At 63.7% G+C, this 22,468-nt stretch carries 17 protein-coding genes; 8 read left to right on the top strand and 9 right to left on the bottom strand.

All coding sequences use genetic code 11. The features are described from left to right. Positions 1-48: 48 nt before the first annotated feature. Entirely contained in the window at positions 49-774 is a 726-nt protein-coding gene (locus ACHAC9_RS22615; RefSeq protein ID WP_435763728.1) for an amino acid ABC transporter ATP-binding protein, read from the bottom strand. A gap of 174 nt (positions 775-948) precedes the next feature. Here ACHAC9_RS22615 and ACHAC9_RS22610 point away from each other — a divergent pair, with 174 nt between their 5' ends. The 3 genes from ACHAC9_RS22610 (at position 949) to ACHAC9_RS22600 (ending at position 4,694) form a co-directional block, all read left to right on the top strand. Then, positions 949-2,217: a dicarboxylate/amino acid:cation symporter gene (locus ACHAC9_RS22610; protein WP_435763726.1), complete on the top strand. Its 1,269-nt coding sequence runs from the start codon at positions 949-951 to the stop codon at positions 2,215-2,217. A gap of 76 nt (positions 2,218-2,293) precedes the next feature. Beyond that, positions 2,294-3,577 (top strand): amidohydrolase family protein, encoded by a 1,284-nt coding sequence (locus ACHAC9_RS22605; protein ID WP_435763724.1) that lies wholly within the window; start codon positions 2,294-2,296, stop codon positions 3,575-3,577. A 25-nt stretch (positions 3,578-3,602) separates the two neighbouring features. After that, positions 3,603-4,694 (top strand): type II asparaginase, encoded by a 1,092-nt coding sequence (locus ACHAC9_RS22600; RefSeq protein WP_435763722.1) that lies wholly within the window; start codon positions 3,603-3,605, stop codon positions 4,692-4,694. A gap of 127 nt (positions 4,695-4,821) precedes the next feature. Here the strand turns inward: ACHAC9_RS22600 and ACHAC9_RS22595 are convergent, their stop codons facing one another. After that, positions 4,822-6,669, bottom strand: coding sequence for an ABCB family ABC transporter ATP-binding protein/permease (locus ACHAC9_RS22595; protein WP_435763720.1), 1,848 nt, complete (start codon positions 6,667-6,669; stop codon positions 4,822-4,824). Between the two features lie 62 nt (positions 6,670-6,731). Here ACHAC9_RS22595 and ACHAC9_RS22590 point away from each other — a divergent pair, with 62 nt between their 5' ends. Beyond that, positions 6,732-7,172 (top strand): acyl-CoA thioesterase, encoded by a 441-nt coding sequence (locus tag ACHAC9_RS22590; RefSeq protein ID WP_435763718.1) that lies wholly within the window; start codon positions 6,732-6,734, stop codon positions 7,170-7,172. 14 nt (positions 7,173-7,186) lie between these two features. After that, positions 7,187-8,764 (top strand): alkaline phosphatase D family protein, encoded by a 1,578-nt coding sequence (locus ACHAC9_RS22585; RefSeq protein ID WP_435763716.1) that lies wholly within the window; start codon positions 7,187-7,189, stop codon positions 8,762-8,764. Positions 8,765-8,808: 44 nt separating this feature from the next. Here the strand turns inward: ACHAC9_RS22585 and ACHAC9_RS22580 are convergent, their stop codons facing one another. From ACHAC9_RS22580 to ACHAC9_RS22565, 4 genes are all read right to left on the bottom strand, one after another. Then, positions 8,809-10,491 (bottom strand): long-chain-fatty-acid--CoA ligase, encoded by a 1,683-nt coding sequence (locus tag ACHAC9_RS22580; protein ID WP_435763714.1) that lies wholly within the window; start codon positions 10,489-10,491, stop codon positions 8,809-8,811. Between the two features lie 91 nt (positions 10,492-10,582). Further along, positions 10,583-12,280, bottom strand: a complete 1,698-nt coding sequence (locus ACHAC9_RS22575) for a long-chain-fatty-acid--CoA ligase (RefSeq protein WP_435763712.1) — start codon at positions 12,278-12,280, stop codon at positions 10,583-10,585. 159 nt (positions 12,281-12,439) lie between these two features. Continuing rightward, positions 12,440-13,567, bottom strand: a complete 1,128-nt coding sequence (locus ACHAC9_RS22570) for an aminopeptidase (RefSeq protein ID WP_435763710.1) — start codon at positions 13,565-13,567, stop codon at positions 12,440-12,442. Continuing rightward, a complete protein-coding gene (locus ACHAC9_RS22565; RefSeq protein ID WP_435763709.1) occupies positions 13,551-15,656 on the bottom strand; it encodes a molybdopterin-containing oxidoreductase family protein in 2,106 nt (701 codons plus the stop codon). The genes ACHAC9_RS22570 and ACHAC9_RS22565 overlap by 17 nt, the downstream gene beginning before the upstream one ends. A gap of 160 nt (positions 15,657-15,816) precedes the next feature. Between ACHAC9_RS22565 and ACHAC9_RS22560 the strand changes: the two genes are divergently transcribed. After that, positions 15,817-17,019, top strand: coding sequence for a M20 aminoacylase family protein (locus ACHAC9_RS22560; protein WP_435763708.1), 1,203 nt, complete (start codon positions 15,817-15,819; stop codon positions 17,017-17,019). A 70-nt stretch (positions 17,020-17,089) separates the two neighbouring features. Here the strand turns inward: ACHAC9_RS22560 and ACHAC9_RS22555 are convergent, their stop codons facing one another. Then, a complete protein-coding gene (locus ACHAC9_RS22555) occupies positions 17,090-17,989 on the bottom strand; it encodes an NAD(P)-dependent oxidoreductase (RefSeq protein ID WP_435763706.1) in 900 nt (299 codons plus the stop codon). A 144-nt stretch (positions 17,990-18,133) separates the two neighbouring features. On the opposite strand from ACHAC9_RS22555, the gene ACHAC9_RS22550 reads away from it, so the two are divergent. Together ACHAC9_RS22550 and ACHAC9_RS22545 are read left to right on the top strand one after the other, a co-directional pair. Beyond that, entirely contained in the window at positions 18,134-18,649 is a 516-nt protein-coding gene (locus ACHAC9_RS22550) for an acyloxyacyl hydrolase (protein ID WP_435763705.1), read from the top strand. Between the two features lie 112 nt (positions 18,650-18,761). Continuing rightward, entirely contained in the window at positions 18,762-20,192 is a 1,431-nt protein-coding gene (locus tag ACHAC9_RS22545) for an MFS transporter (RefSeq protein WP_435763703.1), read from the top strand. A gap of 4 nt (positions 20,193-20,196) precedes the next feature. Here the strand turns inward: ACHAC9_RS22545 and ACHAC9_RS22540 are convergent, their stop codons facing one another. After that, entirely contained in the window at positions 20,197-20,496 is a 300-nt protein-coding gene (locus ACHAC9_RS22540; RefSeq protein ID WP_435763701.1) for a hypothetical protein, read from the bottom strand. Positions 20,497-20,672: 176 nt separating this feature from the next. Beyond that, positions 20,673-22,361: a hypothetical protein gene (locus ACHAC9_RS22535; RefSeq protein WP_435763699.1), complete on the bottom strand. Its 1,689-nt coding sequence runs from the start codon at positions 22,359-22,361 to the stop codon at positions 20,673-20,675. Positions 22,362-22,468 lie beyond the last annotated feature (107 nt).

Below are 22,468 nucleotides of genomic sequence, written 5' to 3'. Positions count from 1 at the left end.
GACATTACAGTGTGTGCAGGATGGCAAGACCGGCCCGGTCCGGTCCGGTCAATGGATGATCTTGGCGAGGAACTCGCGGGCGCGTTCGGAGCGCGGGGCGGTGAAGAAGGCGTCCTTCGGGCTGTCCTCGACGATACGGCCGTGGTCCATGAACACGATCCTGTCCGCGACCTTGCGCGCGAAACCCATTTCGTGGGTCACGACCATCATCGTCATGCCGTCCTGGGCCAGGCCCACCATCACGTCCAGCACTTCGCCGATCATTTCCGGGTCGAGCGCGGAAGTCGGCTCGTCGAACAGCATCGCCACCGGGTCCATCGCCAGCGCGCGCGCGATGGCGACGCGCTGCTGCTGGCCGCCCGAGAGCTGGGCCGGGAATTTGTCCTGGTGCGCGAGCAGGCCGACGCGGTCCAGGTATGTCAGGCCGCGCTCGATGGCCTCCCCTTTCGCCCGCCCCAGCACTTTGATTTGGGCCAGCGTCAGGTTCTCGCGCACCGACAGGTGCGGGAACAACTCGAAGTTCTGGAACACCATCCCGATTTTCGCGCGCAGCTTGGGCAAGTCGGTCTTGCGGTCGGTGACCGTCACGCCGTCGACCCGGATCACACCCTCCTGCACCGGCTCGAGGCCGTTGACGGTCTTGATCAGGGTCGACTTGCCGGAGCCGGACGGCCCGCACACCACCACGACGTCGCCGCGGGCCACGTGCGTGCTGCAATCGGCGAGTACCTGGAAGTCGCCGTACCATTTGTTGACCTTGTCAATTTCAATCATGTTCCGCCATTTTTTACCACACCGTTGCCAGACCTTTGAGCGTGCTTGACAGCACTAACAGCCCCTAGGATACTGCGGAACTTGCCAAGATACTCAGAACGAATCCGTTCGCACGCAGAAGCCCACATCCAACCGCCGTCCGGCGCATGCGCAGCCGACTACAGGAAGCAGTCCATGAACAATCGAAACCGTCTCACTACCTATATCCTGATCGGCCTCGCGCTGGGGATCGTCGTTGGCTACATCGCCAACACCAACCTGGCCAATCCGAATGGCTTCGCCGAGACGATGTCGCTGGTGACGACGCTGTTCCTTCGCCTGATCAAGATGATCATTGCGCCGCTCGTGTTTGCCACCCTGGTGGTCGGCATCGCGAAGATGGGCGACGCCAAGGAAGTCGGCCGCATCGGCGTCAAGGCGCTCGGCTGGTTCGTCATCGCCTCGATCATTTCGCTGTCGCTGGGCCTGATCCTGGTGAACCTGTTCCGTCCGGGCGACGCGATGGCGGCGCTGGGCAACCTGCCGCCGGTCGGCACCGACTCGGGCATCGTCACCTCGGGCCTGACCCTGAAGGAATTCATCACCCACCTGGTGCCGTCCTCGATCGTCGACGGCATGGCCAGGAACGAGATCCTGCAGATCGTCGTGTTCTCGCTGTTCTTCGGCACGGCCGCCGCCGCTGTCGGCGCGCGCGCCACGCCGATGATCGATGCCATCGACGGCGTCGCCCACGTCATGCTGAAACTCACCGGTTACGTGATGAACTTCGCGCCGATCGCCGTGTTCGCGGCAGTGGCGGGCATCATCGCCAAGAGCGGCCTCGGTGTGCTCTCGACCTACGGCATCTTCATGGGCCAGTTCTACCTCGGCATCGTGCTGCTGTGGGTGATCCTGATCCTGATCGGCATGATCTTCCTCGGGCCGCGCGTGCTGCGCCTGATCGTCGAACTGCGCGAGCCGACCCTGCTCGCCTTCTCGACCGCGTCGTCGGAAGCGGCGTTCCCGAAAACCCTGGAAGGCCTGGAGCGCTTCGGCGTCAAGAATCGCCTGGCCGCCTTCGTGCTGCCGATCGGGTACTCGTTCAACCTCGACGGCTCGATGATGTACTGCACCTTCGCGACCGTGTTCATCGCCCAGGCCTACGGCATCGAAATGCCGCTGGCGACCCAGATGATGATGATGCTCGTGCTGATGCTGACCTCGAAGGGCATGGCCGGCGTGCCGCGTGCCTCGCTGGTCGTCATCGCTGCGACGCTCGGCCAGTTCAACATCCCGGAAGCGGGCCTGCTGCTCCTGCTGGGCATCGACCACTTCCTCGACATGGCGCGTTCGGCCACCAACGTGATCGGCAACGGCATCGCCACCGCCGTCGTCGCGAAATGGGAGGGCGACCTCGAGGAGCCGGTACCGCACAAGGACGTCGCGACGTCGCCGCTGCGCTGACCTTGACATAGAAAAACATACGGGGCCTTCCAGCGATGGGAGGCCTTTTTTTCATAACAAGTACGGAGACAACACGATGAAACAGCTTTGCGCGGCAGGTTTGCTGCTGGTCCTGAACGGCGCCCAGGGCGCTACCGAAACGGTCGATTGCGGCCGCCTGCTCGACGTCAAGAGCGGCACCTGGCGCGAACGCGTCAGCATCGTGATCGAAGACGGCACCATCAAATCGGTGGGGCCGATGACGCCTGGCGCCGGCCATATCGACCTGTCGACCAAGTCCTGCCTGCCGGGCCTGATCGACATGCACGTGCACCTGACGGGCGAGACTGCGCCGGCCATCGATGCCTACCGCGACCGTCTCACCGCCGATCCGGCCGACCTGGCCTACCGCTCCGTGAAATACGCCGAGCGCACGCTGATGGCGGGCTTTACCACCGTGCGCGACCTCGGTGCGCAGGATGGCTTGAACGTGTCGCTGAAACGCGCGATCGCAGCCGGCGCCGTGTCGGGCCCGCGTATGTTCACGGCAGGGAAATCGATTGCCACCACCGGCGGCCATGCCGACCCGACCAACAACCTGTCGCACTTTTTGAACGAGAAAATCGGCACGCCGGGGCCGGACCAGGGCGTGATCGACAGCCCTGAACAGGGCCGGCAAGCCGTGCGCGCCCGCTACAAGGAAGGCGCGGACCTGATCAAGATCACCGCCACCGGCGGCGTGCTGAGCCAGGCGCCGAATGGCCAGAACTCGCAGTACACCGAGGACGAGCTGCGCGCCATCGTCAGCACGGCGAAAGATTACGGTTTCCGCGTGGCCGCGCATGCGCATGGTGCCGAAGGCATGAAGCGCGCGCTGCGCGCCGGCGTCGACTCGATCGAGCACGGCACCTTGATGGACGACGAAACGGTCGCCCTGTTCAAGAAGACCGGCCACTGGTACGTGCCGACCATCTCGGCCGGCCGCTACGTCGCCGACAAGGCGAAGGACCCGAATTATTACTCCGCCCTGGTGCGCCCGAAGGCGATCGCGATCGGACCGCAGCTGCAGGCGACGTTCGCGCGCGCCCACAAGGCGGGAGTAAAAATCGCCTTCGGCACCGACGCGGGCGTGTTCCCGCACGGCGAGAATGCGAAGGAATTCGGCTACATGGTGGAAGCGGGCATGACGCCGATCCACGCGATCCGCGCCGCGACCGTGCACGCCGCCGCACTGCTCGACCAGCCGCAGCGGCTGGGCGCGGTCGCGCCGGGCTTCGCGGCCGACATCGTCGCGGTCGATGGCGACCCGCTGCGCGACGTCAAACTGCTCGAACAAGTGAAGTTCGTGATGAAGGACGGCGTCGTTTACAAAAAACTGTAAGACGCTTTAGTTTAAGGAGAAGTACATGCTGTTTCATAAAACCGCCCGCTCGGCCAGTGCGCTGTTCGGGTTCCTGTTCTGCGTCGCTCTTGCGGCGCAGGCCCAGACCCAGACCGCAGCCGTCAAGCTGCCGAACGTGACCATCCTTGCCACCGGCGGCACGATCGCCGGCACCGGCGCCACCAGCACCACCACGGTCGGCTACACGGCCGCCACGGTCGGTATTGAGACGCTGATCGCGGCGGTGCCGGAGATGACGAAGATCGCGAACGTCAGCGGCGAGCAGGTATTCCAGATCGCCAGCGAAAACATGGGCAACGAGCACTGGCTGGCGCTGGCCAAACGCGTCAACACCCTGCTGGCGCAGCCGAGCGTGGATGGCATCGTCATCACCCACGGCACCGACACGCTGGAAGAGACGGCATATTTTTTGAACCTGGTTGTGAAAAGCAGGAAGCCGGTGGTGGTGGTCGGCTCGATGCGCCCGTCGACTGCGCTGTCGGCCGACGGCCCGATCAACCTGTACAACGCGGTGATGCTGGCCGGCTCGTCTGAGGCGGTCGGACGCGGCGTGCTGGTCGCGATGAACGACCAGATCAACGGCGCGCGCGACGTCACCAAGTCGAACACGACGACGACCGACACGTTTAAAGCGTCGGAGCTCGGCATGCTCGGTTATATCCAGGGCGGCAAGCCGTATTTTTATCGCACGGCGATGCGTCGTCACACGCTCGAGTCGGAGTTCGACGTGATGAACCTGTCGGTATTGCCGCAGGTCGAAATCGCGTACGCGCATGCGAACGTGGGGCCGGTGGCGGTCGAGGCGCTGGTGGCCTCGGGTGCCAAGGGATTGATCCATGCGGGTGTCGGTAACGGTTCGCTGCCGGCGAAGGTGCGTCCTGCCTTGTCGAGCGCGCGCAAGAAGGGCGTGCTGATCGTGAGGTCAAGCCGCGTGGGCCAGGGCATCGTGGCGCGGAATGGCGAGGCGAATGACGACGAGCTCGATTTTGTGGCGGGGGATAATCTGTCGCCGCAGAAGGCGCGGATCTTGTTGATGCTGGCCCTGACCAGGACCAGCAATACGCGGGAAATTCAGAAGATGTTCAGTACGTATTGATTGGTTCGCACCGGTAAGTGGGGCTGTTGCCTGCCCCGGTATCGGTGCGCCGAATCCGCGTGGGCTCCTGAGCCCAAACGGATCATGCGAACCGATAACGTCCCACGCAACAGCGCCGCACACCGAATCACTCCCCCTGCAACGCCAACGGCGGTGACGCCAGCTCTTCATCCGGTCGCGCCTGCTGGCGCTCCCACATCTGCGCATATAAGCCCTGCGCCGCGAGCAAACTGCCATGCGTGCCGCGTTCGACGATCTTGCCGTGATCGAGCACGATGATCTGCTGCGCGTCGGCGATGGTCGACAGGCGGTGCGCAATCACCAGCGTGGTCCTGTTGCGCGCAATTTCCTTCAGCTGCGCCTGGATCGCCTGCTCCGACTTCGAGTCGAGCGCCGATGTCGCCTCATCAAAAATCAGGATCGCCGGATTCTTCAGCAAGGTGCGGGCAATGGCCACGCGCTGCTTTTCCCCGCCCGACAGTTTCAGTCCCCGCTCGCCGACCATCGTCCCATACCCGTCCGGCAGGCTCTCGATGAAATCGTGGATCGAGGCCGCACGCGCCGCCGCGACGATATCTTCCTTGCTCGCACCCGGCCTGCCGTAAGCGATGTTGTACTCGATGCTGTCGTTGAACAGCACCGTATCCTGCGGCACGATGCCGATCGTCGAACGCAGCGAGGCTTGCGTCACGCTGCGGATGTCCTGGCCGTCGATGCTGATCGCGCCCTTGTTCGCGTCGTAGAAGCGAAACAGCAGCCGCGACAAGGTCGACTTGCCCGAGCCGCTGTGCCCCACCACCGCCGTCGTGGTACCGGCGGGAATGGCGAAGTCGACATCGAACAGGATCTGGCGCTTGGACTCGTAACTGAACTCGACGTGCGAGAATTCGACGCGCGCGCCTTTCGTGACCAAAGGCTGCGCGCCGGGGGAATCGGCCACTTCACGGTTCTGGTCCAAGAGGCCAAACAGGCGCTCCATATCGGCCAGCGCCTGCTTGATCTCGCGGTAGATCACGCCCAGGAAATTGAGCGGGATGTACAGCTGGATCATGAACGAGTTCACCAGCACCAGGTCGCCCAGCGTCATGGTGCCGGCAATCACGCCCTCGGTGGCGCGCCACAGGATCAGGGTGACGGCCGTGGCGATGATCAGCGACTGGCCGGTGTTGAGCACCGACAGCGAGGTCTGCGAGCGCACCGCGGCGTTCTCGTAGCTCTGCAAGCCCTGGTCGTAGCGTTTGGCTTCGTAGTCTTCGTTGCCGAAGTATTTGACGGTTTCGTAGTTGATCAGCGAGTCGATCGCCTTGGTATTCGCCTTCGAGTCGAGGTCGTTCATCGTGCGCCGGAAATGGGTGCGCCATTCGGTGACAACCACGGTAAACACGATGTAGGTCGCCAGCGCCACGGCGGTGATGATCGAGAACCACTTGTCGTAATTGAAGACCAGGTAGCCCAGCACCAGCGTGATCTCGACCAGGGTCGGCAGCACGTTGAACAGCGAATACGAGATCAGGGAATTCACGCCGCGCGTGCCGCGTTCGATATCGCGCGTCATGCCGCCGGTCTGGCGGTTCAGGTGAAAGCGCAGAGATAACGCATGCAGGTGGCGGAACACCTGCAGGGCGATCGTGCGTACCGCGCGCTGCGTGACGCGCGCGAACAGGAATTCGCGCAGCTCGGTAAACACCGTCGTCGACAGACGCAGCAAGCCGTACGCGACCAGGGCGCCGAGCGGCAACACCAGCAGCGCCTGCGGGTGGGCGGGGTCGATCGCCAGCTGGTCGATCAGTTGTTTCAGCACCAGCGGCACGCCGACGTTGGCCATCTTGGCGCCGATCAGCGCGCCGAGCGCGGCGATCACGCGCCATTTATAGATCCACAGATAGGGAAACAGCGTTTTGAGCGTGGCCCAGTCGGTGCGCTGCCTGCCGATAGCGTCGGGGGGTGGAGGGGAACTGGTGGAATGGCGTCGCATGGCAGGGGTCCGGGATTTATGGTTCAATTCGGGACGATTGTAGCTTTTCATGAGAATTCAAGATGACCACGCCAGAAAACACCGCCCCCGTCCCCACCAACCGCCTGCCGGAAGGAAAAATGCCGCAGTTGCGGGTGATGCCGGGCCCGCCTGACGCGAATGTGTATGGCGACGTCTTCGGCGGCTGGATCATGGCGCAGGTCGACATCGCCGGTTCGCTGCCGGCCACGCGCCGCGCGAACGGCCGGGTCGCCACCATTGCGGTGAACTCGTTCCTGTTCAAGAACCCGGTGTTCGTCGGCGACCTGCTGTCGTTTTACGCCGATATCGTCAAGGTGGGCAACACCTCGATCACGGTGTATGTCGAGGTGTATGCCGAGCGCAATCGTCTGCAGTCGCACATCGTCAAGGTGACCGAGGCGACGCTGACCTATGTCGCCACCGGCCCGGACCGCAAGCCGCGCCAGCTGCCGCCGATCGAATCGCTGATCTCGAATCAGTAATTGCGCATCCCCAGGTGAACACGCGCCGCAGCTTCCTGTTCGAAGCGGCACGCCTGAGCGCCGCCGCCGCGACCGGTGCGACGTTCAGCGCCAGCGCGGCCGCGGTTGAAAAATCGACGCCGTTTTCGCTCGGCGTCGCCTCCGGCTCGCCGCTGCCGCATTCGGTCATCCTCTGGACCCGCATCCTGCCCGATCCGCTGAACGCGGCATCGGTGTCTCCGATCGCGCTCACTGTGCGCTGGGAAGTGGCCCAGGACGAGGCGTTTCGAAAAGTCGTCGCGCAAGGCAGCGCGGTCGCCTCCCCTGAACTCGCGCACAGCGTGCACGTCGATGCGAACGGCCTGAAGCCGGAACGATGGTACTGGTACCGCTTCATGCTGGGCGACGCCATCAGTCCGGTGGGCCGCACACGAACCGCGCCCGCAGGCGACGCCCTCCCCTCGATGCTGAAACTGGTGGTCGCCTCCTGCCAGCACTGGGAGTTCGGCCACTACGCCGCGCATCGCCACATTGCAGCCGCCGCGCCCGACCTGGTCGCCTTCCTGGGCGACTACATCTACGAGTGGGGTCCCTATCAGCTGCGCCACCCGCAACGGGCGATCCGCAGCGACGAATCGTTCACGCTGGCGCAGTACCGCGCGCGCTACGCGCAGTACAAGAGCGACCCGGACTTGCAAAGCGCGCACCACGCCGCGCCGTGGATCGTCACCTGGGACGACCACGAGGTCGCCAACGACTACGCCGGCGACATCGACGAGCGCCTGTCGAAGGATTTTGCTGCGCGCCGCGCCGCGGCGTACCAGGCCTTCTATGAACACATGCCGCTGCGCCTGCCGCCGCCACAGGCCGGGCGCTTCGGCAGCATGCGCATGTATCAGCGCCATGACTGGGGTCGCCTGGCGCGCTTCCACGTGCTCGACAACCGCCAGTACAGATCGCAGCTGCCGTGCTCGAAGCCGGGCCGCGGCGGCTCGAACGTGGTGCTGGCGCGCGCCTGCGCCGAACTGCGCGATCCGTCGCGCACGATGCTGGGGACCGGACAGGAAGCCTGGCTGGCACAGGGTTTAGTCTCGTCGCGCGCCCACTGGAACATCCTGGCCCAGCAGACGCCGATGGCGCAGTCGAGCGGCGTTCCGATCCAGTCGCCCGCCGACGGCCGCTTCTGGACCGATGGCTGGGATGGCTATCCGGTGGCGCGCAAGCGCCTGCTCGACACATTGGTGAACAGCGGCGCCAGGAACCCGCTGGTGCTGGCCGGGGACGTGCACACGTTTTATGCGAGCGAATTGCGCCGGGATTTCAGCAGGCCGGCATCAAAAAGCAATCCCGTCGTCGCCGCCGAATTGTGCGGCACCTCGATCACCTCGAGTTCGCGGCCGCAGGGACGCACCCAGGAAAACGTCGAACGCAACCCGCACATGCTGTACGGGCGCAGCGACCGGCGCGGCTACATGCTGGTGGAAGTGACGCCGCAATCGGCGCGGGCGCGTTTCATGGGACTGGACGATGTACGCGATGCACGCTCGGGGCAAACCCGGCTTGCGACATTCGCGGTCGATGGCGGCGCGTCCCGGGTGAGGCGCGCCGGATAATCAGGTAAGGCATGCGGCGCAGCGCCGCATGCCGGGCAAGGCTATCAAGCCGACTGCTTCTCGTCGCGCAGTTCGCGGCGCAGGATCTTGCCGACGTTCGTCTTCGGCAGCGTGTCGCGGAATTCGATCATGCGCGGGCGCTTGTAGCCGGTCAGCTCTTCCTTGCAGAAGTCCATCAGGGTCTCGACGGTCAGCGCCGGGTCCTTGCGCACCACGTACAGCTTCACCGCTTCGCCCGAGTGCTTGTCCGGCACGCCGACGCAGGCCACTTCGAGCACGCCCGGATGCGCCGCGACGACGTTCTCGACTTCGTTCGGGTACACGTTGAAGCCGGAAACCAGGATCATGTCCTTCTTGCGGTCGACGATGCGGGTGTAGCCCCGCTCGTCCATGATGCCGATGTCGCCGGTTTTGAGGAAGCCGTCCGCGGTCATGACTTTCGCCGTTTCGTCGTCGCGCTGCCAGTAGCCGGCCATCACCTGCGGGCCGCGGATGGCGATTTCTCCGGACTGGCCAAAGGGGACCGGCTGGTCCGCATCGTCGACGATCAGGATTTCGGTCGACGGCAGCGGCAGGCCGATGGTGCCGGTGAAATCGGTGATGTCGCAGCGGTTCGCGGTCGCGACCGGCGAGGCTTCGGACAGGCCGTAGCCTTCCACGATCGGGGTGCCGGTAATTTTCAGCCACTTGTCGGCCACCGCCTGCTGCACCGCCATGCCGCCGCCCGGGCACACCAGGTAGCTCGAATGATCGAGGTTGGCGAAGGCCGGCTGGTTCACCAGACCGTTGTACAAGGTATTGACCGCCGGGAACACGTTGATGCGGTACTTGCCCAGTTCCTTGATGAAGCCGTCCATGTCGCGCGGGTTCGGGATCAGCAGGTTCATCGCGCCCAGGCGCATGCCCAGCAGGCCGCAGACGGTCAGCGCATAGATGTGGTACAGCGGCAGCGCGCACATAAATTGCAGCTGCTCGCCGGTCTTGGCGCGGCCGAGGGATGGCGCGAACCAGGCTTCGTTTTGCAGCACGTTGGCCAGCACGTTCTTGTGCAACAGGACCGCGCCCTTCGATACCCCCGTGGTGCCGCCCGTGTACTGCAGGAAGGCGATGTCGTCATGGCCGAGTTTCACCGGCTTGAAGCTCAGGCGCGCACCTTCGGCCAGTACCTTGTTGAAACCGATCGAACCCGGCAGCGACCAGGCCGGCACCATCTTTTTCACCTTGCGCACGACGAAGTTGACGATCGTGCCCTTGATGCCGCCCAGCAAGTCGCCCATGGTGCCGACGATGACGTGTTTCACAGGTGTGTTCGCGATCACCTGCTGGACCGTATGGGCGAAATTCTCCAGCACCACCAGCGCCTCGGCGCCGGAATCCTTCAACTGGTGCTGCAGTTCGCGCGGTGTATACAGCGGGTTGACGTTGACGATGGTGTAGCCGCCGCGCAGGGCCGCCGCCATCGCGACCGGATATTGCAGCACGTTCGGCAGCATGATCGCCACGCGCGCGCCCGGCTGCAGGCCGCGGCTCTGGAACCAGGCGGCCATCTGCGCCGACATGCGGTCGAGGTCGGCGTAGGTGATGGTCTTGTCCATGCAGGCGAACGCGTTCTGGCCAGCGCACTTGCGGAAGGACTCTTCCAGCAAATGGGTCAGGGAGCGGTACTGTGTCGGGTCGATCTCCGCCGGTACGCCAGCCTGGTACGACTTGAGCCAAAACTTGTCCATCTATGCCTCGCCTTCTGAAAAACTGTGTGTTCAATAAAATGCAAAGCCGCCCTTAACCCGGGCGGCTTTGCCAACCGAACGCGCTGTGGCGTCAGGCTGCTTGCTTTTGCTTCGCTTGCTGTTCGTCGCGCAGCGCGCGCCGCAGGATCTTGCCGACGTTGGTCTTCGGCAGTTCGTCGCGGAACTCGATGAACTTCGGTTTCTTGTAGCCGGTGAACTGCTGCTTGCAGTAGTCCATCAGGGCCGCTTCGGTCAGGGCCGGGTCCTTGCGCACCACGAACACCTTCACCGCCTCGCCAGAGTGCTCGTCCGGCACGCCGACGACCGCGCATTCGAGCACGCCGGGGTGGCCGGCGATCACGCCTTCGAGTTCGTTCGGGTACACATTAAAGCCCGACACCAGGATCATGTCCTTCTTGCGGTCGACGATTGTCACGTAGCCGCGCTCGTCCATGGTGCCGATGTCGCCCGATTTGAAGAAGCCGTCGGCGGTCATGACTTTCGCGGTCTCGTCCGGACGGTTCCAGTAGCCCGCCATTACCTGCGGGCCGCGAATCGCAATCTCGCCGCGTTCGCCGAGAGCCACCGGCTTGCCGTCATCGTCCAGGATCGCGATGTCGGTCGACGGCACCGGCAAACCGATGCTGCCGGTGAAGCCCTGCTCGTCAGAACGGTTGCAGGTTGCGACCGGCGAGGTTTCCGACAAGCCGTAACCCTCGATGATACTCTTGCCGGTGATCTGCTTCCACTTGTCGTTGACCGCCTGCTGCACGGCCATGCCGCCGCCATTCGCCGTTTTCAATTGCGAGAAGTCGACGCTGCCGATGTCCGGATGATTGACCAGCGCGTTGTACAGTGTGTTCACCGCCGGCAGCATGTTGATCTTGTACTTGCCCAGCTCCTTGATGAAGCCCGGGATGTCGCGCGGGTTCGGAATCAGGATGTTCATGGCGCCGGCGCGCATGCCCCACAGGGCGCAGGCCGTCAGGGCGAAGATGTGGTACAGCGGCAGCGCGCAGACGATGGTCTGGAACTGCACGACCGGCGGCTGCGACATGGCTGGTTCGGCCCAGGCTTCGGTTTGCAGCACGTTGGCGATGATGTTGCGGTGCGTGAGCGTGGCGCCTTTCGAGACGCCCGTGGTACCGCCGGTGTACTGGAGGAACGCGACGTCGGACGAGGTGAGCGTCGCCGGCGCGAACGGCATCTTGCCGCCCTGGGCCAGCGCGTCCTTGAAGCGCACCATGTTCGGCAGCGCGAACTCGGGCACCATCTTTTTCACGCTGCGCACGACGAAGTTGACCAGCATACCCTTGGCGCCGCCGAGCAGTTCGCCCATGCTCGCCACGACCACATGGCGTACCGGCGTGTTCTTCAACACCTGTTCGACCGTGTGCGCGAAGTTCTCGAGCACGATGATCGCTTCGGCGCCCGAGTCCTTCAATTGATGCTCGAGTTCGCGCGGGGTGTAGAGCGGGTTGACGTTGACCACCGTGTAGCCGGCCCGCAGGATGGCGGCGATCGCGACCGGGTACTGGAGGATGTTCGGCATCATGACGGCCACGCGCGCGCCCTTGGACATGCCACGGCTTTGCAGCCAGCCGGCCAGGCGCTTCGAGCAGTCGTCGAGCTCCGCGTACGTCATGAACTTGTCCATGCACACGTACGCATTGTTTTGCGCGTACTTCTGGAACGATTCTTCCAGCAGGTGCACCAGCGACGTGTACTGGTCAGGATTGATCTCGGCAGGTACGCCGGGGGGATACGACTTCAGCCAAATTTTGTCCATCAGGTGCCTCTGTCTCCAATAGGATCGTTATCGTCCCTGGCGCCTCGCAGGCGCGAAAACACCATGGCGTGTGCATTATGCCTTTGCTATTGCTGCATGTGATGCTATCGGGCAGCGCCCGCATAAGCAAGCGCTTTTGGAGAGATTGGAACAGGCACTCTATCGCAAGCCTCCATTGGTGCGCTGCACCATGAACGTGGCGGGCGGTGTGGCGACCTCGAATAGCTGCAGGGCGCGCTGGCGTTCTGTCTTGTCGAGCTTGGCAAGGCCGTTCACCTTGCGGTAAAACGCGCCGAAATTTTTCTCGCCGTGCAGCATCGCGCGAAAGGCCGGTACGTAGTCGTTGTAGGTCGCGATCGATGCCAGGTGGGCGTTCGAGAGCGGTTCGGCGAAAAAGCGGTCATAGCCCGCGTAGCCGCCCCAGTTGGCCTTCAGGACCTGGTATTCCTCCTTCAGCGCGATGAACAGGCGCGCCTTGTTGATGCGCTTGGTTTCGTCGGGCACGATGGACGCATAGGTGCGTTCGAGTTCCTTGCGGTACTTCAGGAGCAGGGCCAGGAAATCCTTGCGCCGCACCGAATAGCGCGCGTAGCCTTCGCGCATCGCCGGGTTGCCGAAGCGCTCCAGCCACAGCTCGACGCCGGCTTCTTCCACCGCGCTGGCAAAGGACTCGTTGAAACGCGAGTCGCCCTGCACATAGGTCACCTGATGCGCCAGTTCGTGGAAGATCAGGCGCGCCAGTTCGGCGTCGGGATAGTTGATGAAGGTAGAAATGAGCGGGTCGCTGAACCAGCCGAGGGTCGAATAGGCGCTGACGCCGCCGACTTCGACATCGCTGCCTTGCGCGCGTAACTCTTTAGCGTAGGCATCGGCGTCTGCCTTGCTGTAGTAGCCGCGGTAATTGACACAGCCGGCCACCGGGAAGCACCACTGCAGGGGTTTCAGGGACAGTTCGGGCGTGGCGACGACATTCCACAGCACATACTTGCGCTTCAGGGCCGCGTAATTTTTATAACTGTCGTTGTCGGGCAGGCCCATTTGCTGGACGGCGAAGCGGCGGATCTGGCGCGCCGTTTCCAGGCGGTGCCGGAGGGAGGTGTTGGTGGCCGGGTCGGCCAGCCAGTCATCGATGGGCCGTGCGTCGGAGAGGAGTTCGAGTTGGCCTTGAGCGGCCTGGCTGTAGTAATTCAGAGTAGAACAACTGGCAAGTAATGAAACGGCGCCGGCGGCGGCGGCGATGAGGAGCGCGCGCCGGAAAAAACGGGGAAGGTTATGGGATGAGTTCATGTCCGGGTCGCGGTGTGGCCTTTTCGACCTGCACCAGGGTGTCGTAGAAAGTGGGCGCCCGACCCATGTCGGTCAGGCGCTGGCTGGTCACTTCATTGGCGTTCTTGCCGTCCTTGGAAAGTTTCTTCCACCAGATCGACAAGCCCACCACGAGGCCCGGTCGCGCTTTCTCGGTGACGCGCGCCTTGGCAATAAAAGAGCCGCGGTCGTTATAAATACGTGCCATGTCACCGTGAACGATGCCGCGTGGGGCGGCGTCGTTCGGGTGGATGTCGAGGTGCGGCTCGCCCTCAGTTGCACGTAGGCTCTGTACATTGACAAAGGTTGAGTTCAGGAAGTTCCGTGCCGGCGGAGAAATCATTGCGAGCGGATACTTCTTTGCCAAGACCGGATTCGAGGCCACCGACTCGTAGGGAGCGATATAGGCCGGCAGCGGGTCGAGCCCGTCGTTCGCCATCGTGCTCGAATAGAACTCGCACTTGCCCGAAGGCGTAGGAAAGCCACCCTCGGCAAAGGGCGCGTCCGGCATGTTCAGCTTTTGCCAGCCCTTTTGTTTCAGCGACTCCCAATCGAAATGGATCGCGCGGGTGTGCGTCTTGTCGAACGCTTGCGCGGCCAGTTGGTCGTCACTCTCCTGGAAACACGGATCGGTAAAACCCATGCGCCCGGCCAGCAGCCTGAAAATCTCGCTGTTCGGCTTGGCTTCACCCATCGGAGAAATCGCCGCGTTGTTCGCCATCATGTACAGGTGGCCGTAGGCCAGGTGCGCATCGACGTGCTCGAGCTGGGTCGTGGCCGGCAGCAGGATGTCGGCGTAATCGGCGCTGTCGGTCTGGAACTGTTCCAGCACCACGGTAAACAGGTCTTCGCGTTCGAAGCCTTGTTGTACCTTTGCCGAGTCGGGTGCGATGGCCAGCGGGTTGGCGTTGTAGACAATCACCGCTTCGACCTGCGGGCCGAATTCGGGCGATGCCGGTGTTAACAGATCGTCGCCGATGGTGGTCATGTTGATCGTGCGCGGCGTGCGGCCGGCCAGCAGGTCCGGGCGCTGCAGCGCCGCGCGATTCGCGGGGAACGAGCCCGAGGTCGACAATTGCATGCCGCCCGCCGCATGGCGCCAGGCGCCGACCAGCGCCGGCAAACACGCCATGTTCCGTACCGCCATGCCGCCGCCACGCGCGCGCTGCACGCCGTAGTTGCAGCGGATCGCGACCGGCTCACCGCGTTTCGCCATGCCGCCGTACAGGCGTGCGAGGTCGATGACTTCTTGCGCCGCGATGCCGCAGGTGTCGGCGGTACGCTCGGGCGTCCATTCGGCAGCGCGCTCTTTGAGCTCGTCGAAGCCGAGCGTGTAGCGGGCGATGTAGTCGTGGTCCAGCAGGTCTTGCGCAATCAGCACATGCATCAGGCCCAGCGCCAGCGCCGCGTCCGTGCCGGGCAGGAGCGCAATGTGCTGATGGCATTTTTCCGCCGTCAGCGAGCGGTAGGGATCGATCGCGATCAGCGTGGCGCCGCGGCGCTTGGCTTCCTGGGCGCGCATCCAGAAGTGCAGGTTCGAGGCGATCGGGTTGCCGCCCCAGATGATGATCAGCTTCGCGTCCTGGAACTGCTCCATGTCGGTGCCGATCGAGGCGCCCACCGTGTACTTGTAGCCAGTAAAACCGGCGGTGGCGCAGATGGTGCGGTCGAGCAGCGAGGCGCCGAGCTTGTTAAAGAAGCGCATCGACATCGCCTCCCCCTGCACCAGGCCCATCGTGCCGCAATAGCTGTACGGCAGGACTGCTTCCGGGTCGCGTGCAACAATCGACTTCAAGCGATAGGCGATCTCGTCGAGGGCGTCAGCCCAGCTGATGCGCTCGAATTTCCCCTCTCCCTTCTTGCCGACGCGGCGCATCGGGTGCAGCACGCGGTCCGGCGAATAGGTGCGTTCGACGTAGCGCGACACCTTCGTGCACAGCACGCCGGCCGTGGTCGGATGCTCCGGATCGCCGCGCACCTCAAGCGCCACGCCGTCTTCGACGGTGACGAGCAAGGCACAGGTATCGGGGCAATCGTGGGGGCAGGTGGCGCGGACTTGGGTGATCGACATCGGGTTCAATTCTCGGGAAAACTTCGATAAACCAATACTTTAGCTGATTCGGCCGGGGTCGGTGAGCGGCGCCGGTGACCGGGAATGGATTCTCATGTTGAGGCGGGCTACAATGGATTACAACATTTGCATGACTTTCCATGCAGCCAGGGAGAACAAGATGAGACTCGTGGAACCTATCCTCGCATTCCAAACCGAATTGGAACAAATCCGGCGCGACCTGCACGCCCATCCGGAACTCTGCTACGAAGAACAACGCACCGCCGACGTCATCGCGGCGTGTCTGGAAGACTGGGGCATTCCCGTGGTCCGTGGCCTGGGCGTTACCGGTGTGGTCGGCATCATCAAGAACGGCAGCTCGAATCGCGCCATCGGCCTGCGCGCCGACATGGATGCGCTGCCGATGCAGGAACTCAACACATTTGACCACGCGTCGCGTCACCCGGGCAAGATGCATGCATGCGGTCATGATGGTCATACCGCGATGTTGCTGGGCGCAGCCCACTATTTGTCGCGTCACCGCAACTTCGACGGTACGGTGGTCCTGATTTTCCAGCCGGCCGAAGAAGGCGGCGCCGGTGCGCGCCGCATGATCGACGACGGCCTGTTCGACCAGTTCCCGATGGATGCGGTCTACGGCATGCACAATTGGCCAGGCCTGCCGGCGGGCAGCTTCGGCGTGATTCCGGGGCCGATGATGGCATCGAGTAACGAGTTCCGCGTGGTCGTCAAAGGCAAAGGCGCCCACGCGGCGCAGCCGCACCGCGGCATCGATCCGGTGATGGTGGCGGTGCAGATCGCGCAAGCCTGGCAGACGATCGTCTCGCGCGAAAAGAATCCGCTGGAAACTGCGGTGCTGTCAATCACGCAAATCCACGCCGGCAGCGCGACCAACGTGATTCCCGACGAAGCGGTCATGATCGGTACCGTGCGTACCTTCTCGACCGAGGTGCTGGACCTGGTCGAGCGCCGTATGGCGGAGATGGCGAACGGGATTGCGGCCGGTTTCAATGCCGGCATCGACTTCAGCTTCAAGCGCAACTACCCGCCGCTCATCAACCATCCGGAGCAGACCGCGTTCGCGATCGAGGCGATGCGCGCGGTGGTGGGTGCGGCAAGCGTGAATACGGCCGTCGAGCCGACCATGGGGGCCGAGGATTTCGCCTTCATGCTGCAGGCGAAGCCGGGGTGCTATGTTTTTATCGGCAATGGCGACGGCGAGCATCGCGCCGGCGGCCACGGACTGGGGCCGTGCCAGCTGCATAACGGGAGTTATGATTTCAATGACCAGCTGCTGCCGATCGGGGCGAGTTATTGGGTGAGGCTGGTTGAGACGGGGTTGGCGATGACTGGGGCCGCTTGATGTTCGGAATGTGATACGGCCTGGGCTCTCGAGCCCTGCCCTGTCGTACGGATGCATGCCGCAACGCGTACTAGGGCAACACGTCCGGCCCGTCCCCTACGCGCTGCCCCGGATTGATCCGCTCCAGCGCCAGCAAGGCCGCCGCATGGTCCGCATTCCCGAGCTCCCCCTCGATCAACTCGTAACTGCGCGCCGCCGCCGCCGTCAAAGGCAGCACCAGCCCCGCCTCCCCCGCCGCAGCGAGCACGTTGCGCATATCCTTCAACTGGCTTTTGACCTGACCGCCCGGCACGAAATTGCGGTCCAGCATGCGCTGCCCGTGCACCTCGAGGATGCGGCTGCCGGCAAAGCCGCCGCGGATCGCCTCGCGCACCGCGCCTGGATCGGCGCCGGCGGCCTGGGCCAGCAACAAGGCCTCCGCCACGATGTTGATCGTCGCGCCGACGATCAATTGATTACATAGTTTCGCGACCTGGCCGCTGCCGCCCGGGCCGACCAGCTGCGCATTGCCGAGCACGGCGAACACGGGCGCGGCCTCGTTAAAATCGTGCAGGCTGCCGCCGGCCATGATCGCCAGCGTCCCTGCCTCGGCACCCCCGACGCCGCCCGACACCGGCGCGTCGAGGAAGCGCATGCCCTGCTGCGCCAGGCGCGCATGGAAACGCAGTGCCTCATCGTGGCGCGTGGAACTCATGTCGATCCACAGCGTGCCCGGCGCCATCGTCGGCAGGGCCGCCGCGATCGTCGTCTCCACGGCAGGCCCCGCTTCCAGCATCGAGATCACGACGGCCGCACCGGCAACGGCCTCGTCGACCGACGCACAGGGGACGGCGCCGAGGCTCGCCAGCGCCTGCGCCTTGGCGGCGCTGCGGTTCCATACACGCGGTGCAAAGCCGGCCGTGGCGAGACGGGCCGCCATCGGCCGCCCCATCAAGCCGATACCAAGAAATGCGACAACTGGAAGCGCCATGTGGTTCCCTTATACGATTTGATGAGCGGTCACGCATCTTTGTTGATACTAGTACAATAATCGAACGCGCCAGCATGGACTGGCCTACTTACGAAAGAAATTATGTTCTCTATTCAAAAATTTGGGGTCATTCTGGGCGTTGCCATGTCCCTGCTATCGGGCCAGGCCGGTGCTGCCGACAATGGCTGGATCGATTCGGCCTCCTTCGAATTCGGCACCGGTCCGAAAGTACGCCTGGGGCGCCTGGCCGTGCAGAAAGACTGGGATAGCCAGTGGTTTGCCTCGAACGGGCGCCACCTGTCGGGCTATTGGGACCTATCGGCCGCCTGGTGGCGCAGTACTTCCTACCGCAACGTGCCTGGCCAGCACCAGAACCTGGCCGTGGTCGGCATCACGCCGGTGCTGCGCTACCAACGCGACGACAAGCTCGGCTGGTACGCCGAGGCCGGCATCGGCGCCAACCTGTTTTCCGAGCTGTACAACAACGACGGCAACCGGCTGTCGACCGCCTTCCAGTTCGGTGACCATCTCGGCATCGGTTATGTCACACCGACGAAATGGGATCTCGGCCTGAAGTTCCAGCATTATTCGAACGCCAGCATCAAGCGCCCGAACAACGGCGCGAATTTCGTGATCTTCGGCGCCCGCTACAAGTTTTAAGACGCCCCGCGGGCGCCCGTTTGAACGGCGCCCGCTTGAAATCGGCTTCGCACGATTTATGTGACAATCCAGTGGAGCATGCGCATCCGCGCGCTGACTGGATGAGGCCCGTTTGGATAGTTCCACCGTCAAGAGGTATTTGCCCTGGCTGGTCGCCACTGCCCTGTTCATGGAGCAGCTCGACGCCACGGTCGTCAACACCGCCATTCCCAGCATTGCAGCCAGCCTCGGCGTCACGCCGCTGAGCCTGAAATCGGTCGTCACCAGCTATATCCTGGGCCTGGCCGTCGGCATTCCGGTCAGCGGCTGGATGGCCGACCGTTACGGCACCCGCCGCGTCTTCCTGACCGCCATCGGCATCTTCACGCTCGCTTCGGTCCTGTGCGGACTGGCCCCGAGCGCCGAACTGATGACGGCCGCGCGCCTGCTGCAAGGCCTGGGCGGCGCGATGATGATGCCGGTCGGGCGCCTCGCCATCGTGCGCACTTTCCCGAAGTCGGAACTGCTCGGCGCGATGAACTTCGTCATCATCCCGGCCCTGATCGGTCCACTACTGGGGCCGACCGTCGGTGGCCTGATCGTGCACTGGACCTCGTGGCGCGCCATCTTTTTTATTAACGTGCCGTTCGGATTGATCGGCATGTACCTGGTCTGGCGCCACATGCCGGACTACCATGGCGACGCGCGCCGTCCGCTCGACGTACCGGGCCTGATCCTGTTCAGTTCCGGCACCGCCATCCTGTCCTGGCTGCTGGAAGTGTTCGGCGAACATACCCTGAGCGGCACCACCACGGCCCTGCTGCTGGCGCTGTCGATCGGGCTGCTTGCCACGTATGCCTTGCACGCCAGCCGCATCCAGTTCCCGCTGCTGCGCCTGGCGCTGCTCAAGGTGCGCACCTTCCGCATTTCAGTGGTCGGCGGTTTTGTCACGCGCCTGGGCGTCGGTGGCCTGCCCTTCCTGCTGCCGCTGCTGTATCAGCTCGGCCTCGGTTTGCCGGCCTGGCAGTCGGGCCTGTTGATGATGCCCTCAGCTGCCGCCGCCATGGGCATGAAACTGATCGCACCCAAAGTCCTCGCGCGTTTCGGCTACCGCCAGGTGCTGGTATTCAACACCTTGTGCATCGGGCTGACGATTGCCCTGTACGGCTTCGTCGGACGCGACACGCCGCTGGCCGTCATCGTCGGCATCAGCCTGATGCAGGGGTTTTTCAACTCGCTGCAGTTTTCCAGCATGAACACGCTGGCGTATGCCGATATCGAATCCGGAGACACGAGCATGGCGAGCACGATTTCGAGCTCGTTCCAGCAATTGTCGATGAGTTTTGGCCTGGCTGCGGGGTCGCTGGTGACTGCCTGGTTCTTGGGCCGCGTGCCACAGACGAGCCAGGTGCTGGTGGCCGGCGCCCTGCATCACGCGTTCTGGGCGCTGTCCATCCTGACGATTCTGTCGGCAGGTATTTTCTGGAGACTGCGCCGCCAGGATGGCGACAGCATCAGCCGCGGCCGCGCCCTTGCCAAAGAGGCCGAGCCGGTGGCGCAGTAAATTCTCAAGCGCCAGTGGCCGACGCTGTTTCGGCCGTCAGGCGCGCCAGCAGCTGTTCGCGGTTGTTCATCACGAAGTTGACGAAGCTAGGTTCCTTGATCGCCATACGCATGATCCCGGGAAGCAGCGGATAGCAGAATACGGCGACTTTGCGCACTGCCTCGTCGTTGCCCAGGGTCAGTCGCGCACTTGCGGCAGTGCCGCCCAGCATGGGCATGAGTGAAGCCCGATGGCGCGAGACGATGGCGTTGAAAGGGGCGGCCAGCTTGTCGGCCAGGTCGGATTGTTCGGTCGCAGCGTGCATGGGACTCTCCAGGAAGATGAACCTGCAAAGTTTGCCGTTTGGAAAAACTTGCGGGATGCGCTAAAACAAGCCGTGCTCGTTACCAGCCGAAATGCCAGGATGCTCGGCCGGGCTGCCAGGGACAGCTCGGCCGGCAGTTGCCGGTACAACGTGGGGCCGTTCAGGCCAGGTAACCGTCACTCCGACGTTTCCAGCACCGGGGCCGGTTTGCCGGCTGATCTTGGCGGCTGCTTGCGCCGCCGCCAGGCCAGCGCTGCCAATACCCCGCAGGCGCCGATCCCTGCGATCGGCAGCGGAATCACGGACGGATCCTCCTCCGCCTTGAAGCCGTCGCCGCGCAGCGCCGCAGGAAAAGGGCGATCGCCGACCGGTACGATCTTCCAGTCGGCCTGGTCTGCCGGCACGCGCGCGCGGAACTCGTCGAACGAGTACACCGGCGCCGAGCCGGCGGCACGGCTCGACGGTATTTGCGGGATGCGTACCAGCACGATGGCTTCGACGTCGTCGCGCAGTTGCTGCTCGTAGGCGGACAGCTCACGCTGGGGCGCGCCGCCGGCGCCGACGATCTGCAGCAAGTCCAGTCCGATGGCATCGAATGCGACCGCCGGCAACAGCCGGGTCTGTTCTTCATTCAGGTAATCGTAGATCTTGCGGCCACTCGTCAGGCTGGCGTCCTTGGCCGCCACATAGACGTAGGCGCCAAGCGATGTCAAAGGGGCCGTCGGCCCGCGCTTCGGAACGTGCCAGCCGAGCGCGTCGAACACGTCGACACTAATGCCGGTGCAATTGGCAGCAGCGTGGCGGTAGCGGAAATCATGGCGGTAGAAATGGTTGAACACCCGTTGGACGCCGCCCTGGAAGGCGGCCGCCGTGCGCCCGTTGTTGAGAACGGCGACCAGCATGGTTGAGGGTCGGTAGTACTGCTGGCCGCTATTCAGGTCCATCAGGTAGTTGTCCATCGGGACCGTCGCTGCGACGATGCCCTTCTCGCTGACCGAGTCCAGGTTATAAAAATTGTTGACGGCCCAGTTGGACCAGTCGCCCTTGTCGCCGAACCGGCCGGTGGCGATGGCGAAATGGCCGCCGAGCGATTCATCGTCGTCGCCCTGGGCGCCGTTCAGGACGATGCCAAGCACCGGCTTGTCCTTCCACGCGCGCGCCTGGCCGGGATGGCGCTCCCATAACAGGCGCGTGTCGATCCCGCTTTGCTGCCTGGTCGGCTCACGCACGAACGCGGCCAACTCGGACGCGTTTTTCAAGGGTTCGCTCTTGAGTGTGGCGATGTTGAGGGCAAAATCAGCGGGCCAGATGGTGCGGGCGGTGAAGACTGCGCGTCCATCGACGTCGCTGAGGGCGCCGCGCATGCGCACCTCGCGCCCCTTGAAGACGTCAGCGGTCGCGCTATTGAAGTACGAGCGGTTGGTGGACAGCTTCGGAGCGAGCTTGAGGTCGAGTTCCTGTCCGGCCGCGGTGCGCACGCGATGCGCTCCCGGCAAGATGGTCGCGCCTTCGAGGATGCTCGGGGCGCCGATCCAGACAAGCGTAGGATGGGCGAGTCGGGCAGCCTGGGGTGTCGCGGCCCACTTGGCGACGTCGCTGTTCCTGTCGTTTGCCTGGCTAAACCCCGCTGCTGTCGCAGCGGTTGCCGGCACAGCGATCAGCTCGTTCTCGAAGTACCACAGGTTTTGCTTGGGCACGGGGCAGTCGGTACATTGTCCGGTGCGCAGGCGAAAGCTGTCGGCCGGCAGGAGGCCAATCAATTCATTGCTTAGTGCATCTTTGACGCCTGCCGGGGAGTTCGCGGCGCTGGCGCCGGTGAGCGTGGCAAGGCTGACGACTGCAATACTCAGGATGTGATGGCGCATGCTGATTCCCATTGTTCGGCAAAAGTAAAACCTAGCCTTAATGATGCCGCAGGGAATTGATTTAAGCCATTGAATAAGTTCTTGAAACAATAAAAGACAAATCAAGG

This window comes from Massilia sp. CMS3.1, assembly GCF_051262535.1.
Taxonomy (GTDB): domain Bacteria; phylum Pseudomonadota; class Gammaproteobacteria; order Burkholderiales; family Burkholderiaceae_D; genus Telluria.
Note: the sequence above shows the minus strand (reverse complement) of the source record. Positions and strands in the feature narration are given on the sequence as shown.

Bases quoted from the DNA above. Each gene is read 5' to 3' on its own strand.
- ACHAC9_RS22560 (WP_435763708.1), top strand. From the start codon at position 15,817: ATGAGACTCGTGGAACCTATCCTCGCATTCCAAACCGAATTGGAACAA.
- ACHAC9_RS22615 (WP_435763728.1), bottom strand. From the start codon at position 774: ATGATTGAAATTGACAAGGTCAACAAATGGTACGGCGACTTCCAGGTA.
- ACHAC9_RS22605 (WP_435763724.1), top strand. From the start codon at position 2,294: ATGAAACAGCTTTGCGCGGCAGGTTTGCTGCTGGTCCTGAACGGCGCC.
- ACHAC9_RS22600 (WP_435763722.1), top strand. From the start codon at position 3,603: ATGCTGTTTCATAAAACCGCCCGCTCGGCCAGTGCGCTGTTCGGGTTC.
- ACHAC9_RS22535 (WP_435763699.1), bottom strand. From the start codon at position 22,361: ATGCGCCATCACATCCTGAGTATTGCAGTCGTCAGCCTTGCCACGCTC.
- ACHAC9_RS22565 (WP_435763709.1), bottom strand. From the start codon at position 15,656: ATGTCGATCACCCAAGTCCGCGCCACCTGCCCCCACGATTGCCCCGAT.
- ACHAC9_RS22595 (WP_435763720.1), bottom strand. From the start codon at position 6,669: ATGCGACGCCATTCCACCAGTTCCCCTCCACCCCCCGACGCTATCGGC.
- ACHAC9_RS22550 (WP_435763705.1), top strand. From the start codon at position 18,134: ATGTCCCTGCTATCGGGCCAGGCCGGTGCTGCCGACAATGGCTGGATC.
- ACHAC9_RS22540 (WP_435763701.1), bottom strand. From the start codon at position 20,496: ATGCACGCTGCGACCGAACAATCCGACCTGGCCGACAAGCTGGCCGCC.
- ACHAC9_RS22610 (WP_435763726.1), top strand. From the start codon at position 949: ATGAACAATCGAAACCGTCTCACTACCTATATCCTGATCGGCCTCGCG.
- ACHAC9_RS22570 (WP_435763710.1), bottom strand. From the start codon at position 13,567: ATGAACTCATCCCATAACCTTCCCCGTTTTTTCCGGCGCGCGCTCCTC.
- ACHAC9_RS22590 (WP_435763718.1), top strand. From the start codon at position 6,732: ATGACCACGCCAGAAAACACCGCCCCCGTCCCCACCAACCGCCTGCCG.
- ACHAC9_RS22555 (WP_435763706.1), bottom strand. From the start codon at position 17,989: ATGGCGCTTCCAGTTGTCGCATTTCTTGGTATCGGCTTGATGGGGCGG.
- ACHAC9_RS22580 (WP_435763714.1), bottom strand. From the start codon at position 10,491: ATGGACAAGTTTTGGCTCAAGTCGTACCAGGCTGGCGTACCGGCGGAG.
- ACHAC9_RS22575 (WP_435763712.1), bottom strand. From the start codon at position 12,280: ATGGACAAAATTTGGCTGAAGTCGTATCCCCCCGGCGTACCTGCCGAG.